The organism is Micromonospora sp. NBC_01699 (genome assembly GCF_036250065.1).
Classification (GTDB): Bacteria; Actinomycetota; Actinomycetes; order Mycobacteriales; family Micromonosporaceae; genus Micromonospora_G.
This window is the reverse complement of sequence record NZ_CP109199.1, coordinates 7,178,591-7,195,563: the sequence shown is the minus strand read 5'-3', so window position 1 is coordinate 7,195,563 and position 16,973 is coordinate 7,178,591. Positions and strand designations below refer to the sequence as shown.

Sequence of the window (16,973 nt, the reverse complement as noted above, 5' to 3'; positions counted from 1 at the left end):
CAGGACCACACCGACCGGGAGCGGCCGGCACGCAGGTGGGCGCCAGGTCACGCTACTGATCACTCTTGGTGATGACATCCGGGGCATCCTGTGCCGCCGCACCGACGAAGACAAACCGCCGATAGGACCAGAACCGGAACAGAGTGCCCAGTGCGGCACCGACCAGGTTGGCGGCGATGTTGTCGGCGAGCAGTGACTTGAACACGCCCGGCCAGACGCTGCCCAGGCCGTAGTGGCTGATGCCCAGGCAGGCCAGCGCGATGCCCAGGCCGACGGTGTTGAAGAAGAAGTAGAGCCCGTACTCGCGGGCCATCCCGGTGCGTTCGCGGTGCCGCCAGGTCCAGAACCGGTTGCCGACGAAGGCGATCGTCGCGGCGATGACGGTGGAGACCGTCTTCGCGCTGAGCGTCTCCATCTCCCAGCCCTCGCGGGCGACGTTGAACACCGCCAGGTCCACGGCGAACGCGACCCCACCGACCAGACCGAACTTGCCCAGCTCGCGGACGAGGTGGCCGAACCGGTTGAAGAGGGTGCGGAAGAAACCCTGCCGGGTGCCCGAGGGAGAGGGCTGATCGCCGGTAACGGTGGCTGACACAGGTCGAGCCTACCGGCTCCGGGGTCGCCGTGACTCCCGGCTACCGCGAGTCGTCGCCGGGCGCGCCGGTACGCGTGAAACCCCTGTAGGGCAAGGCGTCCACTGTCAACCAACGGTGACAACGGGACCACGGCGGACGCACGGTACGGCTGGGATCCAACCCCGTGCGCCGTACCCGGTTCTCGCACCCGCCGTGAATCGTCGCGGCGGCGCATCCGGCGGCACATCCGACCCCCACCCGTCGGAGGTGCTCGCAAAGATTTGCGTGAAACTGCGCGCGGAAGCGGGGGATTGCTCGCCTTACCGCAAAACCACGATATGTTGTGCAGTTCTTCACAACCGGTCTCGCTGCCCCGATCGGCAATTCGGTTTAGGCTGGTGGAAATCCCAGGCTTTTACACCGGCGAGCATCTCCAGCCCGTCGGGTGTCGCTCCACCCCTCATATCGGTCAGCGTCGACCACAAGGAGATTCGTCATGTCTGCTCCGGCAACCATCCGGGGGCTCGATCAAGCTCCGACCTCCCACTCGAAGATGCTCGCCTGGGTCAAGGAAGTCGCCGAGCTGACCCAACCCGAACGGGTGGTCTGGGCGGACGGCTCCGAGGCGGAATGGCAGCGGCTCACCGACGAGCTGGTGCAGGCCGGGACACTGGTCCGGCTCGATCCGGAGCTCAAGCCCAACTCCTTCTGGGCCCGTACGGATCCCTCGGACGTGGCGCGGGTCGAGGACCGCACCTACATCTGCTCGGTCGACGAGGCCGACGCCGGTCCCACCAACAACTGGATGGCGCCGGCCGAGATGAAGCGGACGATGACGGACCTCTACCGCGGATCAATGCGCGGACGCACCATGTACGTCATCCCGTTCTGCATGGGCCCGCTGGAGGCGGAAGACCCCATGTACGGTGTGGAAATCACCGACAGTGCGTACGTGGTCGCGTCCATGCGCATCATGACCCGGATGGGTGCGACGGTGCTCGACGCGATGGGCAAGAACGCGAACTTCGTGCCCGCACTGCACTCACTCGGCGCGCCGTTGGCGCCGGGCGAGCAGGACTCGTTCTGGCCGTGCAACGAGACCAAGTACATTTCGCACTTCCCCGAGAGCCGCGAGATCTGGTCGTACGGATCCGGTTATGGCGGCAACTCGTTGCTGGGCAAGAAGTGCTACTCGCTGCGGATCGCCAGCGTCATGGCCCGGGACGAGGGCTGGCTCGCCGAGCACATGCTGATCATGAAGGTCACCTCGCCGGAGGGGAAGGTGCACTACATCGCCGGTGCCTTCCCGTCGGCCTGCGGAAAGACCAACCTGGCCATGCTGGAGCCGACCATCCCGGGCTGGAAGGTCGAGACCATCGGTGACGACATCGCCTGGATGCGGTTCGGCGAAGACGGCCGGCTGTACGCGGTCAACCCGGAGTTCGGCCTGTTCGGGGTGGCGCCGGGCACCGACTGGAAGACCAACCCGAACGCGATGCGCACGCTCGACCGGGGCAACTCCATCTTCACCAACGTCGGCCTCACCGACGATGGTGATGTCTGGTGGGAGGGGATGGGCGAGCCGCCGGCGCACCTCACCGACTGGAAGGGCAACGACTGGACGCCGGACAACGGCGAACTGAGCTCGCACCCCAACTCGCGGTTCTGCACCCCGTTGGCCCAGTGCCCGATCCTGGCCGACGAGTTCAACGACCCGAACGGGGTCCCGATCGACGCGATCCTCTTCGGTGGCCGGCGCAAGGACACGATTCCGCTGATCACCGAGGCCCGGGACTGGGTGCACGGGGTCTACATGGGAGCGACGCTCTCCTCGGAGACCACCGCGGCGGCGGCCGGCAAGGTCGGCGTGGTGCGGCGGGACCCGATGGCGATGCTGCCGTTCATCGGCTACAACGCCGGTGACTACTTCGGACACTGGATCGAGATGGGCAAGGGCACCGACGGGGACGCGGACAAGCTGCCGAAGGTGTACTACGTCAACTGGTTCCGCAAGGACCAGGACGGCAACTTCCTCTGGCCCGGCTTCGGCGAGAACTCTCGGGTGATCAAGTGGATCGTCGAGCGGTTGGAGGGGCGCGGCGCCGCCGTCGAAACCCCGATCGGGATGGTGCCGGCGCAGGACGCGCTCGACGTCGAGGGGCTGGGGCTCACCCCGGAGGATGTCCGGATCGCGCTGAAGGTCGACGTTGACGAATGGCGCGACGAGCTGCCCCTGATCAACGAATGGTTCGAGAAGTTCGGCGACAAGCTGCCGGCCGTGCTCTGGGCCGAGCTGGACGCGCTACGCGCCCGGCTGGACGCCGAGCAACCCGCCTGAGAAGCCGAGCAGTTCGCGCCTGAGAGGCCGAGCAGCCCACCTCGGTCGACGGCGGGACACGCCCGGCGTGACGGGACAAGCTATCCGTCCCGCCCCGAACCGGGCATTATCAGCAGCATGACAACGGCCGTCGGGACCCATGCCCGGCGGCCGTTCTGCTGCCCACCCGCCACACCGCCGACGGCCGGACCGGTCGAGCTCGTGTCGACCGGCGGACCGGACCGGTGACCATGGACTCCTACGACGTCGCCGTGATCGGCGCCGGTCCGGCCGGTGCGAGCGCCGCGCTGGCCGCCCGCCGAGCCGGGGCGAGCGTGCTCCTGCTGGACCGGTCCGACTTCCCCCGGGACAAGGCGTGCGGCGACGGCATCGCCGCACACACCCTCGACGTACTCGCCGAGCTCGGGGTCCGGGACGCGGTGAGCGGGTTCGCGCCGGTGCCCGCGCTGCGCCTGGTCGCACCCGGCGGGGGCCAGGTCACCCGGGCACTGCCCCGGCCCGCGTACACGGTCCCCCGGAAGGTCTTCGACGCCCGTCTGGTCGCCGCGGCGGTCGCCGCCGGTGCCGACCTGCGCCGGCACACCGTACGCCGGATCGAAAGCCGGCCGGACCGGGTGGTGCTCGACCGGATGCTGTCGGCGCGGGCGGTGGTCGGCGCCGACGGCGCCGGCTCCGTAGTCCGCCGGGCGCTCGGCCACGGCAACAACCCCGACGGACACCTCGCCATCGCCATCCGGGGCTACGCACCCGCCGGCAACGGCCCGGTCCAGCAGCAGATCATCACCTCCGGCAGTGGGTGGCCGGCCTACGCCTGGTCGTTCCCGATCGGCGACGGCCGGGCCAACATCGGGTACGGCGAAGTCCTGCGCGGCACCCCGGTCAGCCGATCCCGCCTGCTCGACGGCCTGCACACCCTGCTGCCCGAACTGGCCGCCGACACCGTGACCGACCTGCGCGCCCACCACCTGCCGCTGTCCACCAGCCGACCGGCGCCCGGCCGGAACCGGATAGTGCTCGCCGGTGACGCGCTCTCCCTGATCAACCCGTTCACCGGGGAGGGCATCTTCTACGCCGTCCTCTCCGGCGCCCTCGCCGGTACGGCCGCGGCCACCTCCCCCCACCGCGCCGCCGACCGGTACGCCCACGCACTGCGCCGCCGACTCGGCCGCCACCTGCGGCACAGTTCGGCGGTCGCCCGGCTCGCCCGGCGCCCGGTCATGGTCGACGCGGCCATCCGAGCGGCCCAATCCGACCAGCGGGTCTTCGGCGTGATGGTGGAACTGGGCCTCGGCGACGGCCTGCTCGACCTACGCACCCTGCGGAAGATCGGGCGCGGACTAGTTGTCCGCTGATGGGCGCCCCCGGCTCGCCCCACGATTTAGGTCGCTAGTCTGCAAGGGATGACTCTGCGGGACCTGGTCTACTCAGCGTACGAACGGCGGTTGGCGGCGAAGCTGGCCGGTAAGCCCGTGCCACAACACGTCGGCGTGATGTGCGACGGCAACCGAAGATGGGCCCGCGAGATGGGCTACGTCGACCCCAACGACGGCCACCGGGTCGGCGCCGCCAAGATCAAACACGTCCTGGAGTGGTGCGACCAGGCCGACATCGGGCACGTCACGCTCTACCTTCTCGCCACCGACAACCTGCGCCGGCCCGCCAGCGAACTGGACCCGCTGCTCCAGATCATCGAAGACCTCGCCGTCGAACTCGCCGAAGAAGGCAACCCCTGGCGACTGCGGATGGTCGGCGCACTCGACCTGCTACCGGCACAAACCGCTACCGCGCTCAAGGCCGCCGAGGAACGTACCCAGGAACGAGCCGGCGGCGCCCAGGTCAACATCGCCGTCGGGTACGGCGGCCGCCGCGAGATCGCCGACGCCGTACGCTCCCTGCTCTACGAACACGCCGCCGGCGGCGGAACCATCGAGGAACTCGCCGAGGTCCTCGACGTCGAACACATCGCCGAACACCTCTACACCCGCGGCCAGCCCGACCCCGACCTGGTCATCCGCACCAGCGGCGAACAGCGCCTCTCCGGCTTCCTGCTCTGGCAGTCCGCCCACTCCGAGTTCTACTTCTGCGACGCCAACTGGCCCGACTTCCGCCACGTCGACTTCCTCCGCGCCCTCCGCTCCTACGCCAGCCGCCAACGCCGATACGGCGCTTGATTCGACCTCCCTCCCCTCCCCTCCCCCTCCCCTCCCCTCCCCCCTCCCCCTCCCCCCGAGTAGCGCGGCGATCTTGCAGTTGTGGTTGCTCATGAATCGGGGCGAGTGTTGTAATTCGGGCGCCACAAGTGCAAGATCGCCGACGGGATCGGTGGGGAGGGCATCGGCGAGGGTAGGGGCTGGTTTTCTGGGCGTGGTGGGGCGGGGTGGGGCTGGGTGGGGCGAGGCGCAACGGCTGCTGGCGTACCCGGGCAGCAAGCCGGACCAGCGACCAGAGCAACCGGCCGGCGAAGAAAGCGAAAGTCTGTAGTAACCGTAACGAAGGTCGCGAGTCGACCGAGCGCCGCCGCGGTGACTTCGTCCGAGGACGGCGCGGCGAAGCCGTCGCCGCCCGCAGGGCGAAGTCACCGCATTGGGCGGCGCGAAGCGGAGCGAGCCAGCGACGGCGAAGCCGTCGCCAGCCAGCACAGTCAGTTAAACCTGTGCACCGCTTCGGTCAGGAAGTCGCCCAGGGCTTCGGGGGAGTCGATGGTGAGGTCGGCCGCGGTGGCGACTTCTTCGCCGGTTTCGGGGTTGGCGACGGCGACGCAGACGCCGAAGAAGTCGGGGTGGGTCTCTTCGCGGGCGCGTAGCGCGGCGAAGGCCTTGATGTCGGAGACGTCGTCGCCGAAGTACCAGGCGCAGCCGGCGCCCTGTACGGCTTCGCCGATGACCATGCCCTTGTCGCGGTCGACCGGGGGCTTGATCTCGATGACCATCCGTCCGATCTGTACGCGCAGGCCGCGTCGTTCGGCCTGGTCGCGGCCCCAGGATTCGATGGTCTTGGCGAGTTGTGGGGCGGTGCGGTAGTGCAGGGCGACGGAGAGTCGCTTGTATTCGACGAGGGTGCCCTCGGGTAGTTCGTCGCGGGCCTGTTGGGCCAGCTCGGCCATGGTGGGCACCCATGGCAGTGCGGTCGGCTCGGTCACCGTCTCGCCGGATCCGTGGCTGTGTTCCAGTCCATAGAGTCCATAGAGGTCGACGTCGGTCAGCCCGGTGAAGTGGTCGCGGAGGAACTCGACCGGGCGGGCCGAGACGATCGCCACCCGCTGGACGACGCTGGCGAGGGCGTCGAGGGCCGCGAGGACCTTCGGTGCCGGTTGCACAGCGGTGGGGTCGTCGTGGACCGGGGCGAGCGTGCCGTCGAAGTCGAAAAAGAGCACGCACTGCCCGGCCCGGCCAGTGGTGGCCTGCCAGGCCTGTTCCGCTGTCAGGGGTCGGGTCGGGCGCTGATTGCCCGTGTTGATCGGCCGCACGGGCGTCAGCGTACCCCGGTCGTTACGGTCTTAGATGGCGTCCAGCTGAACCTTCAGTCGTCGCCGCCGAGCATGACCCGGCGACCGTGCATCCGTGGGCCGATCGGTACCACCGCCGGGTCGGGGTGGCTGAGCAGGTAACCCTCGACAAATCCGGTGTTGCGGTCGCCCGCGTGGCTGTCGAGTTCGTTCAGGCGGGCGATGAGGAATTCGGTGAGCGCGGTGACCCGCTCGTTGAGTCGTTCGTGCAGATCGGCGACCACGGCGAGAACGGTCGCGACCCCGGTGGCGGTGATGGCGATCATGTTCACCACGACCGGAAGTTCCGCTCCGTTGACGGTGCCGAGCACCACGTTGGCGGTCACGCACAGTGTCACTGACACGGCCGCGACCATGACTGCCGTCCATTTCAGGGTCATGGCTAGACCCCTCCTTCTGTCCCGCAGGGCTGGGTTCGGCTTTGTCCCGTCCCCCCGCCGACGACGAGCCCAAGCAGTACGAAAAGGCACGTTAGCGCGCGTATTAGGGTGCTGGTGCGGTACGCATGTGAAGCATGGTGATTCTTGCGCTATTTGAGGAACTAGCCTGCTCGTTTACTACCTTTTCGGACATCTCCCGGCAAGGTGGGCCGGTATGCCAGATATCTGATTGTCTCCCTGATGTGAAATTTCTCCGCCTCGGAGACATTCGGATCCACCAGTCGGCGGAGCAGCGCCTCGACGTCCGGGTCCATCGGTGGAGCGCTCGGAGTGGGTCGCGCGGAGGTGGCCCGGTCCCAGCCGAGCACCCCGAAGGCGGTGGTCGGGCTGATGTTGAGCCCCTCACAGAACGCAACGACGCGTTCGGCCTCGGGGTCGCTGGCCCACTCGCCGCGGACCCAGCGGTTGATGGTCTGGCGGGAGACGCCGGTACGCCGGGAGACCTCCGTGCCCGACCACGCGCGGGTGGCGCGGGCGTCATCGAGGGCCTTGCGTACGAAGGCGGCGAAGGCGATCTTGCGCCCGTGGGCACTGTCCGGCACCCGGTGACGGTACGGCCAGTCGTCGGATTCCGCCGGGGCCGGTGTGCTTCCGTGCCGTGCACGTGACACTTGGGTGGGGATTCCGGTAAACGACTTCGTGCTCGTGTTGAGGGGTATCACGTGGTCAGACTAGTGGTACGCAGGTCTGGGGGTAATCAGACGAAAAGGTGATACTGTCACGTACGTGGGACGATCTAACGTGTGTCACGTGCTTGAGACCATCGGTGCTCACGCGGGTCACTTCTCGTGACAGGAGGGATCCGGTGACCGAACTCGCAACCCGTGCCCAGGCATTCGGGTTGATCGCCGACGGGGTGGCCGCCGGGCTCAGCGCCCCGTGGCGCCTCTATCTGGCCCGGGGTTGTCGCTACCTGTCGCTGAACGTCGGCGACCGGGCCGAGTGGAACTCGTGGCGGACCCACCTGGGCTGCCCCGAGCTGAGCGTGCGGGTCTACGACGCGGGCGGGGAGATCCGCCGGGCCTCCGTGGCCGAGGTCGTGCTCGACGGCTGCCGGATCAGTGTCGAGCTGGTCGAAGAGGTGAGCACGGACGATCTCGATCGGCTGCTCATCGCCGATCCCGCCCCGACCGAGTCGGAGGACTGATGAACGGGCGACACGTACCGGCCGGGGTGGTCCGATGAGCCCCTTCTTCGCGGTCTTCCTCGTACTCCTGCTTGGTTCGTCCAGCTATGCCGCGGGCCGGCTGCACGGCCAGCTCAGTTACCGGGTCGGTTACCGGTTCGGCTACCGCCAGGGCTACTTCGACGGCGACCGGGGGGCCTGGAACCGCCGTCGGCGGGAGGCCCAGGCCGCCATCGCCTCCGTGTTGTCCGGGCCACCGGCCGGCGCGACCGACACCGCCCCGGATTCCGTGGCCGGGGACCAGGGCACGACGTACACGGGTTCTTCTTTCGCGGGGACCGCGACCAACGGCGGACGGCACTCCACCGACGCGTACGCCGGCCGGAACGCTTAGCCGGTGGCGCGGTGGGGTGAGCGGTCACCCGCGATCACGGTGCGTCGTCCGCGGCGGACACGCACCGGCGGGATCACGTCAGACCGGTGACGGTGATCCCACCGGCCGGGGTGCGCGCAGGGGGCATGCATCCCGGCCGGTCTCCGTACCGTCGGGCCGGGGGTCGATCGGACCCCCGGCCCGACGGGGTTTGGATCTCGCCCGTCACCGGCGCCAACGGGACGGGCGGGCTATGGCGAGTTGCATTCGGCATGCCCTAGCCGCGTCGCCGTCGGGCGGCTAGCGTCAAGGCATGGCGAGGGGTCCTCCCACGCCAGCCGGCCGGCCCGGACTCTGCGTACTGATCCATGGGGCCCGCATCCGACCCCGTGGTTCCGGGCACCGGACGAGGCGGAACGCGGGTGGACCGGGTGCACACCCGCCGGAGCAGCCTGTGACCACTCGCCGTACCAACTCCAGGGCCGACCAGGACCCGGGCGCGACTGTCGCGACCGGCCGTGCAAAGGGCGGACGGAGGGCCACCACGGCCCCGGCCGCCGGTCTGGAGCCCGCACCAACCGGCCGTGCCTACGTTCTGGACACCTCGGTGTTGCTCTCCGACCCGGCCGCGTTCCACCGGTTCGCCGAACACGAGGTCGTGCTTCCGCTCGTGGTGATCTCCGAGCTGGAGGGGAAACGACACCATCCGGAGCTGGGCTGGTTCGCCCGCCAGGCCCTGCGCATGCTCGACGAACTGCGGATCAAGCACGGCCGGCTGGACCAGCCGGTGCCGACCAACGACGTCGGCGGCACGCTGCGGGTGGAGCTCAACCACGCCGACGACTCGGTGCTCCCGCCCGGTTTCCGCAACGAGTCCAACGACACCCGGATCCTCTCGGTGGCGCTCAACCTGGCCGCCGAGGGCCGCGAGGTCGTCCTGGTCAGCAAGGACATGCCGCTGCGGGTCAAGGCCGCCTCGGTCGGCCTCACCGCCGACGAGTACCGGCACGGCCAGGCCAGCGACCCGACCTGGACCGGCATGGCCGAACTGGAGCTGGGGGAGGAGCAGATAAACCAGCTGTACGGCGGTGAGCCGCTGGACCTGGACGAGGCGGCCGGCATGCCGTGCCACACCGGCCTGGTGCTGCACTCGCCCCGGGGCTCGGCACTGGGCCGAACCGCCCCGGACAAGACCGTACGGCTGGTCCGCGGTGACCGGGAGGCGTTCGGGCTGCGCGGCCGCTCGGCGGAGCAGCGGATCGCCCTGGACCTGCTACTGGACGAGTCGATCGGGATCATCTCGCTCGGTGGCCGGGCCGGCACCGGAAAGTCCGCCCTGGCGCTCTGCGCCGGGCTGGAGGCGGTGATGGAGCGCCGCCGGCACAAGAAGGTGATCGTGTTCCGCCCGCTCTACGCGGTCGGTGGCCAGGAGTTGGGCTACCTGCCGGGGTCGGAGTCGGAGAAGATGTCGCCGTGGGCGCAGGCGGTCTTCGACACCCTCGGCGCGGTGGTGCACGACAACGTGATGGACGAGGTGCTCGCCCGCGGGATGCTGGAGGTGCTCCCGCTCACCCACATCCGTGGTCGCAGCCTGCACGACGCCTTCGTCATCGTGGACGAGGCGCAGTCGCTGGAGCGCGGGGTGTTGCTCACCGTGCTGTCGCGGGTGGGTCAGGGGTCCAGGGTGGTGCTCACCCACGACGTCGCCCAGCGCGACAACCTGCGGGTCGGCCGGCACGACGGGGTGACCGCGGTGATCGAGGCGCTCAAGGGGCATCCGCTCTTCGCGCACGTCACGCTGACCCGGTCGGAGCGGTCGCCGATCGCCGAGGTGGTCACCGATCTGTTGGAGGACATCCCGCTGTAGCGGCGACGTGCTGGGGTTTTTGGCCTGGTTTAGAGTGATAATTTGAGTGGCCCAGGTCACAATCGTGGTTGTTGGTTTCCCAGCCGGCTCACTGTGCGCGATGGTGTGCTTCGAGCAACTCCAGTCCCAGGGGCATCGGTAATGGTCGGTGTTCCGGGGGCAAACGGGACGGATGACCACGAGTCGCCCGGCCCGGAGATCCGGTGGATCTGGGATGCTCGTGGCGCGCGGACGCCGGCTCCGGCCGGTTCGCGCCGGACCTTGTCCCCGACGAAGGGATCACTTCGTGAGTCGGCTGTGGACCCGCTTCGGTGTCCGGACACTCGCGGTTGCACTGCTGGTGACGGGTGTCACCGGTGGATATTTCCTCGGCCAGGACCGGGAAACCCAACAGGTCGCGATCAACGCCCAACTCGTCGCCGACGCCGAGCGCGCGGAGTTCGAGTTGCTGCGTGAGCGCAACGCCGCGCACAAGCTGGCGATGGCGGCCCAGTTGGCCGCCGAACGGGAGGCCGCCCGCAAGGCGGCGGAGACCGCGAAGGCGGCGGCCGAGCGGGCGCGCAAGGCCGACGCGGCGGCGGACCGCAAGAAGCGGGAAACCAAGGCGGCCAATGCGGCGGCCAACGCGCCGGCCAAGCCGTACGACGGGCCGATCCCGGACTCCTGCAACGAGTACAGCGGCAACCGGGCGGTCGGCTGCGCGCTGATGCTTCAGGCCGGCTTCCCGCTGGCCGAGATGCCCTGCCTGGAGAAGCTCTGGACCAAGGAGAGCGGCTGGAACCCCAAGGCGAGCAACCCCTCGGGCGCGTACGGCATCCCGCAGGCCAAGCCCGGCAGCAAGATGAGCAGTGCCGGCTCGGACTGGCAGAACAGCGCTGCCACCCAGATCAAGTGGGGGCTGGGCTACATCAAGGGGCGGTACAACACGCCCTGCGGTGCGTGGTCGTACTTCCAGAGCAAGGGCTACTACTGACCGGTGGCGACGTCGAAGGGGTACGGACTGCGAGAGTCCGTACCCCTTTCGTCTGAGTCGGGTGGCGGTTGCCGGCGATAGCTGATAGCTAGTTGAGGGTGACATTCGATTCCCGTAGCGGCGGCGACCCGTACCTGTTCGGCACCGACGCCTTCTACGCGTCCCTCGGTCGCGCGTTCGTGGCCATGTGCGCGGTCGTGCCGGTGCTCTTCGCCATCGAGGGGATCGACTACTGGCTGGGCATGGGGCTGGACGCGACGGCCGGGATCATCCCGCACCGGATCGACGGCCTGGACGGCGTCTTCTTCTCGCCGTTCCTGCACCACGGCTTCAACCACCTCTACAGCAACAGCGTGCCGCTGATCCTGCTCGGTACGTTCGTGCTCGCCGCCGGGTCGCGTCGGTTCCTCTACTCCACCCTGGTGATCATTCTGGTCAGCGGGCTCGGGGTGTGGTTCACCGGCTCGGCGAACTCGGTGGTGGTCGGCGCCAGCGGCGTCATCTTCGGTTACCTGGGGCTGCTGATCATGCGCGGCATCGTCGAGCGGAGCTGGTGGAACTTCGCGGTGGTGCTGCTGGTCGGGCTGCTCTACGGCGGGCAGTTGTTCGGCGTACTGCCGACCGACGAGCCGATCTCCTGGCAGGGTCACCTGTTCGGTCTGATCGGCGGACTGGTGGCGGCGATCCTGTTCCGCCGCCGCCCGCAGCGCGATCCCTACTCGGCCGAGTCGACGCTGAGTTTTCCCTGATCAGTGACCTGTTCGGCCGGCGGCCGGCCGGATTCGGAATGGGATGTGTCTTGCCTCGGGCTCACCCGGCGCCCTACGGTCGAATCAGCAGATGTTGATCCGTAGGCGGAAGACGACGGTGAGTACATGCGTGAGGTCGATGTCGCCATAATCGGGGCCGGTCCGACCGGCCTCTTCGCCGCCTACTACGCCGGCTTCCGGGGCCTGTCCGTCGCGCTCGTCGACGCGTTGCCCGAGCCCGGTGGTCAGGTCACCGCGATGTACCCGGAGAAGGTCATCTACGACGTGGCGGGCTTTCCAGCGATCAAGGGTCGGGACCTGGTGGCCAATCTGGTGGTGCAGGCCGCCGCGTTCGAGCCCGAATACCTGCTCGGCGTACGGGCCGAGAAGCTCTCGTACCAGGCGGAGCGGCCGGTGCTGGGCCTGAGCGACGGAACCTCGCTGCACTGCGGGTCGGTGCTGATCACCGGTGGGCTGGGCAGCTTCACGCCCCGGCCGCTGCCGGCCGCGGACAGCTTCGTCGGGGACGGCATCGTCTTCTTCGTACCGCACCTGGCCGACCTGGCCGGCCACGACGTGTTGATCATCGGCGGCGGGGACTCGGCCTTCGACTGGGCGCTGGCGCTGGCACCACTGGCCGAGTCGATCACCCTCGTGCACCGCCGGGAGAAGTTCCGGGCGCACGCCGCGACCGTGGAGCGGGTACGCAAGCTGCCGGTGCGGATCGTCACCAACGCCGAGGTAACCAAGATCCACGGCGACGGTACGGTCACCGGCGCGGACATCGTGGTCAAGGGCGGGACGGCCGAGACGGTGCCGGTCAACACGGTGGTGGCCGCGCTCGGCTTCACCGCCGACCTCGGTCCGCTGGCCGAGTGGGGACTGACCCTGGACAAGCGGCACATCCTGGTCGACAGCACCATGCTGACCAACCTGCCGAGGGTCTTCGCCGCCGGTGACATCACCGAATATCCGGGCAAGGTCCGGCTGATCGCCACCGGCTTCGGCGAGGCGGCCACCGCGGTCAACAACGCCGCCGTGGTGATCGACCCGGCCGCCCACCTGTTCCCCGGCCACTCCTCCGACGCCGGCTGACACCCCGAACCCCGATCGGCGGTCAGGGGAGACCGGCGAAATCGGCGGTCAGTCGTATCTGGTGGTCGAAGTAGGGCTCGCACCGCTCGACGACCTGTTCCAGGCGGCCGAAGATCTCGAAGCTGACCAGGCCGAAGAGCTGGCTCCAGCCGGCCAGACCACGGGCGAGTTGCTCCTCGGTGAGGGCGCCGGCCGGCTCGTCGCGAGGTTCGATACGGGACGCGATCAGGCGGGCCAGGTCGGCGCGTACCGGGGGTGGGGGTGCCGAGGCGGGCGGCGGGGTGAGCCGGCCGGCGCGAGCCGCGTCGGTCAGGATGCCGGTCAGGGTCAGTGCCACCCGCTGGGCGAGCGCGGTGGTGTCCGCCGGGGCGGCGTACCCGGGCACCGGACTGCCGTACAGCAGGGTGTACTCGGCCGGGTGGCGCAGGGCCCACTGCCGGACGGCGTGGCAGACGGCGAGCCAACGTCCGCGCAGGTCGGTGTCGGTCACGGCGGCGTCGGCGTCCTCGGCGGCGTCGCCCAGGGCCCGGTACGCGTCCAGGATCAGTGCGGTGAGCAGCTCGTCCCGGCTGGCGAAGTAGCGGTAGAGCGCGGAGGAGGCCAGTCCCAGGTCCCGGGCGACGGCGCGGAGCGACAGGTTGGCGCCCTCGGTGGCCAGGTGTCGCCGGGCCACCGACTTGATCTCCTCGGTGAGTTCCGCGCGTACCCGGGCGCGGATCGACGGTGCGGTCATGGTGCCAGCCTGCCACATTAGAGAGCGGCTATCAAAAGCGAGAGCACTGCTCTTGACTGTGGTGTCGGATCCGTGCCAGGCTGCGTCGAGCAACGAGAGCACTGCTCTCGAAATGAACGCATGATCTGGAAGGCGGGCAAGCATGTCCCTGCACGTTATCGTCGGCGCCGGTCCGGTCGGCTCCGCCACCGCCACCCTGCTCGCCGAGCGGGGCGACCGGGTCCGCCTGGTCACCCGTCGCGGCTCCGGCCCCGAACACCCCGCCATCGAACGGATCGCCGCCGACGCGAGCGACCCCGACCGGCTGACCCGGCTGGCGGCCGGCGCGACCGCGCTCTACAACTGCGCCAACCCGGCCTACCACCGCTGGCCCACCGACTGGCCGCCGCTGGCGCACGCGTTGCTCCGGGCGGCGGAACACTCCGGTGCCGTGCTCGCCACCGTCGGCAACCTCTACGGCTACGGCCCGGTGGACGCCCCGATGACCGAGGCCACCCCGTTGCGGCCGAACAGCGTCAAGGGCGGCGTACGGGTCCGGATGTGGCAGGACGCGCTGGCCGCGCACCGGGCCGGCCGGATCCGGGCCACCGAGGTACGCGGCTCCGACTACCTCGGCGCCGGCGCCCAGACCACCCTCACCCTGCTGGTGCTGCCGAAGCTGCTGGCCGGGCGGCGTGCGGTCGTACCGGCTGACCTCGACGCCCCGCACACCTGGACGTACGTCGGTGACGTCGCCCGTACGCTGGTCGCCGCCGCCGGGAACGAGCGTGCCTGGGGTGGGGCCTGGCACGTGCCGAGCCTGCCCGCCGAGTCGATCCGGCAGGTCGCCGCCCGGATCGCGGCACTCGCCCAAGCCCCCGCCCCACGGCTGACCCGGATGCCGGCCCCGGTGCTCTGGCTCGGTGGCGTGTTCGACCCGACCGTACGCGAACTGCGCGAGGTCGCGTACCAGTTCAACGCCCCGTTCGTGCTGGACTCGTCGGCCGCCACCGCGCTGTTCGGCATCGAGCCCACCCCGCTGGACGACGCGCTGCGGGAGACGATCGCAGCGGCGACCGCCGGTCCGGCCTAACCGTTCGGAGCGGCCCGTGCGGTCCGGCCCCGGCGGCCGGCGACCACCACCGCGACCAGCGTCAGCACCGCGCCGAGCACGGTGAACGGCCCCGGCCGGGCGGCACCGCCGGGGGCGGCCAGGTCGATCAGCACCGCGCCCACCACCTGCCCGGCGATCGTGGCCAGGCTGAGCAGCAGGACCCCGGTGAACCGGACCAGGGCGGCGGCGACCGCGATGAACATGATCCCGATCGGGCCACCGAGATAGAGCCACGGCTGCGTCGGCAGCGCGCCGGACGGCCAACCACGGAAGGCGAGGCTGATCGCGAAGGCGGCCAGCAGCGCCGTCGCGCCGACCGCGAAGTTGACGAACGTCGCGGTCAGCACGCTGCCCGAGGCGGCCCGTACCCGGCCGTTGACCGCCTGCTGCCAGGCCAGGCCGAGCCCGGCGAGCAGCGGCAGCAGGGCCAGGACCAGACTGGTCGGATCGTCCGGGCGGTCACCGACAGCGAGGAACACCGCCGGTACGGTGAGTGCCGCCCCGGCGAGCCGGGCCGGGGTGACCCGTTGCCGGCCGCCCGGGCCGATCCCCGCCCGGTCGACCACCAGGCTGCTCGCCGACTGCCCGGCGACCACCGCGACGGTGAACACCGCCACCCCCAGCCGGCCGACGGTGAGCCCCTGGTTGGCCACCATGAACGCACCGCAGGCGCCGCCGAGGCACTGCCACGGCCGCAGCGTGCCGTCCCGCAGGGCGGAGCGGAACACGTTGAGGTGCCGGCGCCCGGCGCGACTGCCGGAGACCAGCACGGTGAGCACGACCAGGCCGAGACCGAACGAGACCACCGCGGCGGCGATGCCGTCGTGCAGCCGTACGCCGAGCTCGCCGTTGATCCGCGACTGCACCGCGACCGCGCTGCCGGAGACGACGGCGAGCCCGACGGCGCCGGCCCGGCAGCGGGTGTTCGGTACGGGTGGTGCGGCGGTACGCGTGTCGAGCAGGCTCATTCCTGCTCGGCCAGCGGACGGCCGTCGTAGTCGACGGCCGAGTAGAGGTTGAGCTTCTCCAACCGGTGGTAGGAGTCGATCACGCGGATCGTGCCGCTCTTGGACCGCATCACGATCGACTGCGTGTACGCCCCGCCGGAGCGGTAGCTGACCCCGCGCAGCAGGTCACCGGAGGTGACCCCGGTCGCCACGAAGAAGCAGTTGTCCCCGGTGACCAGGTCGTCGGTGAACAGCACCCGGTCGAGGTCGTGCCCGGCGGCCAGCGCCTTGGCCCGCTCTTCGTCGTCGCGCGGCCAGAGCTTCGCCTGCATCGCCCCGCCCATGCACTTGAGCGCGCAGGCGGCGGTGATGCCCTCGGGGGTGCCGCCGATACCCATCAGCACGTCGACGCCGGACTCGCCGCGGGCGGCGGCGATGGCACCGGCGATGTCGCCGTCGGAGATGAACCGGATCCCCGCTCCGATCCGGCGGATCTCCCGAATCAGCCCGTCGTGCCGGGGCCGGTCGAGTACGCAGACCGTGACGTCGGACACTTCGGTGTCCTTGATCTCGGCGATCCGGCGCAGGTTGTCGGCCACCCCGGCGTTGATGTCGATCACGTCGGCGTACGCCGGGCCGACCGCGATCTTCTCCATGTAGAAGACCGCGCTCGGGTCGAACATGGCTCCCCGTTCGGCCACCGCGAGTACGGCGAGCGCGTTCGGCATGCCCTTGCTCATCAGCGTGGTGCCGTCCACCGGGTCGACCGCCACGTCGACCTCGGGACCGGTCCCGTCGCCGACCACCTCGCCGTTGAACAGCATCGGCGCGTTGTCCTTCTCGCCCTCACCGATCACCACCACCCCGCGCATCGGGATCGAGTTGATCAGCTTGCGCATGGCGTCGACGGCGGCGCCGTCGCCGCCCTCCTTGTCGCCCCGGCCGACCCAGCGGCCGGCGGCCATCGCCGCGGCCTCGGTCACCCGGACCAGGTCCAGTGCGAGGTTACGGTCCAGGTCCTGGGGGATTCGAGTCCTGGTGACGGTCATGGCGGGGCTCCTCCTCGCGACGGTGCGGGGTGAACCGGCAGCAGGCCGAGCCTTGCCGCCGGCCATGTCATAGATCCTGGCACGGTTCCGAACGTTGATCAGGTCCGGGG

At 69.8% G+C, this 16,973-nt stretch carries 17 protein-coding genes; 10 read left to right on the top strand and 7 right to left on the bottom strand.

The window, feature by feature from the left end:
- Positions 1-52 precede the first annotated feature (52 nt).
- A complete protein-coding gene (locus OG792_RS29555) occupies positions 53-595 on the bottom strand; it encodes a GtrA family protein (RefSeq protein ID WP_329104399.1) in 543 nt (180 codons plus the stop codon).
- A 476-nt stretch (positions 596-1,071) separates the two neighbouring features.
- On the opposite strand from OG792_RS29555, the gene OG792_RS29550 reads away from it, so the two are divergent.
- From OG792_RS29550 to OG792_RS29540, 3 genes are all read left to right on the top strand, one after another.
- On the top strand, positions 1,072-2,913 hold the full coding sequence (locus OG792_RS29550) for a phosphoenolpyruvate carboxykinase (GTP) (protein ID WP_329104397.1): 1,842 nt from the start codon (positions 1,072-1,074) through the stop codon (positions 2,911-2,913).
- 230 nt (positions 2,914-3,143) lie between these two features.
- A complete protein-coding gene (locus OG792_RS29545) occupies positions 3,144-4,265 on the top strand; it encodes an NAD(P)/FAD-dependent oxidoreductase (protein WP_329111509.1) in 1,122 nt (373 codons plus the stop codon).
- Positions 4,266-4,313: 48 nt separating this feature from the next.
- Positions 4,314-5,084: an isoprenyl transferase gene (locus OG792_RS29540; RefSeq protein ID WP_329104395.1), complete on the top strand. Its 771-nt coding sequence runs from the start codon at positions 4,314-4,316 to the stop codon at positions 5,082-5,084.
- 470 nt (positions 5,085-5,554) lie between these two features.
- Here OG792_RS29540 and otsB read toward each other — a convergent pair whose 3' ends face one another.
- From otsB to OG792_RS29525, 3 genes are all read right to left on the bottom strand, one after another.
- A complete protein-coding gene (gene otsB / locus OG792_RS29535; RefSeq protein ID WP_329104393.1) occupies positions 5,555-6,379 on the bottom strand; it encodes a trehalose-phosphatase in 825 nt (274 codons plus the stop codon).
- A gap of 53 nt (positions 6,380-6,432) precedes the next feature.
- Positions 6,433-6,798, bottom strand: coding sequence for a hypothetical protein (locus tag OG792_RS29530; RefSeq protein WP_329104391.1), 366 nt, complete (start codon positions 6,796-6,798; stop codon positions 6,433-6,435).
- A 161-nt stretch (positions 6,799-6,959) separates the two neighbouring features.
- The gene (locus OG792_RS29525; protein ID WP_329104390.1) at positions 6,960-7,400 is read right to left on the bottom strand and encodes an XRE family transcriptional regulator; all 441 of its coding nucleotides are present in this window, start codon (positions 7,398-7,400) and stop codon (positions 6,960-6,962) included.
- A gap of 263 nt (positions 7,401-7,663) precedes the next feature.
- Between OG792_RS29525 and OG792_RS29520 the strand changes: the two genes are divergently transcribed.
- From OG792_RS29520 to OG792_RS29495, 6 genes are all read left to right on the top strand, one after another.
- Positions 7,664-8,005 (top strand): hypothetical protein, encoded by a 342-nt coding sequence (locus tag OG792_RS29520; RefSeq protein WP_329104388.1) that lies wholly within the window; start codon positions 7,664-7,666, stop codon positions 8,003-8,005.
- A 34-nt stretch (positions 8,006-8,039) separates the two neighbouring features.
- Entirely contained in the window at positions 8,040-8,378 is a 339-nt protein-coding gene (locus tag OG792_RS29515; RefSeq protein WP_329104386.1) for a hypothetical protein, read from the top strand.
- A gap of 433 nt (positions 8,379-8,811) precedes the next feature.
- On the top strand, positions 8,812-10,224 hold the full coding sequence (locus OG792_RS29510) for a PhoH family protein (RefSeq protein ID WP_329104384.1): 1,413 nt from the start codon (positions 8,812-8,814) through the stop codon (positions 10,222-10,224).
- A gap of 286 nt (positions 10,225-10,510) precedes the next feature.
- The gene (locus OG792_RS29505) at positions 10,511-11,197 is read left to right on the top strand and encodes a lytic transglycosylase domain-containing protein (protein ID WP_329104382.1); all 687 of its coding nucleotides are present in this window, start codon (positions 10,511-10,513) and stop codon (positions 11,195-11,197) included.
- Positions 11,198-11,295: 98 nt separating this feature from the next.
- Positions 11,296-11,946, top strand: coding sequence for a rhomboid family intramembrane serine protease (locus OG792_RS29500; protein WP_329104380.1), 651 nt, complete (start codon positions 11,296-11,298; stop codon positions 11,944-11,946).
- Between the two features lie 126 nt (positions 11,947-12,072).
- Complete coding sequence (locus OG792_RS29495; RefSeq protein ID WP_329104378.1) at positions 12,073-13,041, top strand: NAD(P)/FAD-dependent oxidoreductase; 969 nt, start codon at positions 12,073-12,075, stop codon at positions 13,039-13,041.
- A 22-nt stretch (positions 13,042-13,063) separates the two neighbouring features.
- On the opposite strand, the gene OG792_RS29490 is transcribed toward OG792_RS29495, so the two are convergent.
- The gene (locus OG792_RS29490) at positions 13,064-13,774 is read right to left on the bottom strand and encodes a TetR/AcrR family transcriptional regulator (RefSeq protein ID WP_329104376.1); all 711 of its coding nucleotides are present in this window, start codon (positions 13,772-13,774) and stop codon (positions 13,064-13,066) included.
- Positions 13,775-13,916: 142 nt separating this feature from the next.
- Between OG792_RS29490 and OG792_RS29485 the strand changes: the two genes are divergently transcribed.
- Positions 13,917-14,846, top strand: a complete 930-nt coding sequence (locus OG792_RS29485) for an NAD-dependent epimerase/dehydratase family protein (RefSeq protein ID WP_329104374.1) — start codon at positions 13,917-13,919, stop codon at positions 14,844-14,846.
- Here the strand turns inward: OG792_RS29485 and OG792_RS29480 are convergent.
- Both OG792_RS29480 and glpX read right to left on the bottom strand, forming a co-directional pair.
- Entirely contained in the window at positions 14,843-15,835 is a 993-nt protein-coding gene (locus OG792_RS29480; protein ID WP_329104372.1) for a DMT family transporter, read from the bottom strand. The two genes, OG792_RS29485 and OG792_RS29480, sit on opposite strands and share 4 nt — an antisense overlap.
- Positions 15,832-16,863: a class II fructose-bisphosphatase gene (gene glpX, locus OG792_RS29475; protein WP_329104370.1), complete on the bottom strand. Its 1,032-nt coding sequence runs from the start codon at positions 16,861-16,863 to the stop codon at positions 15,832-15,834. Before glpX ends, OG792_RS29480 begins: the two co-directional genes overlap by 4 nt.
- Positions 16,864-16,973 lie beyond the last annotated feature (110 nt).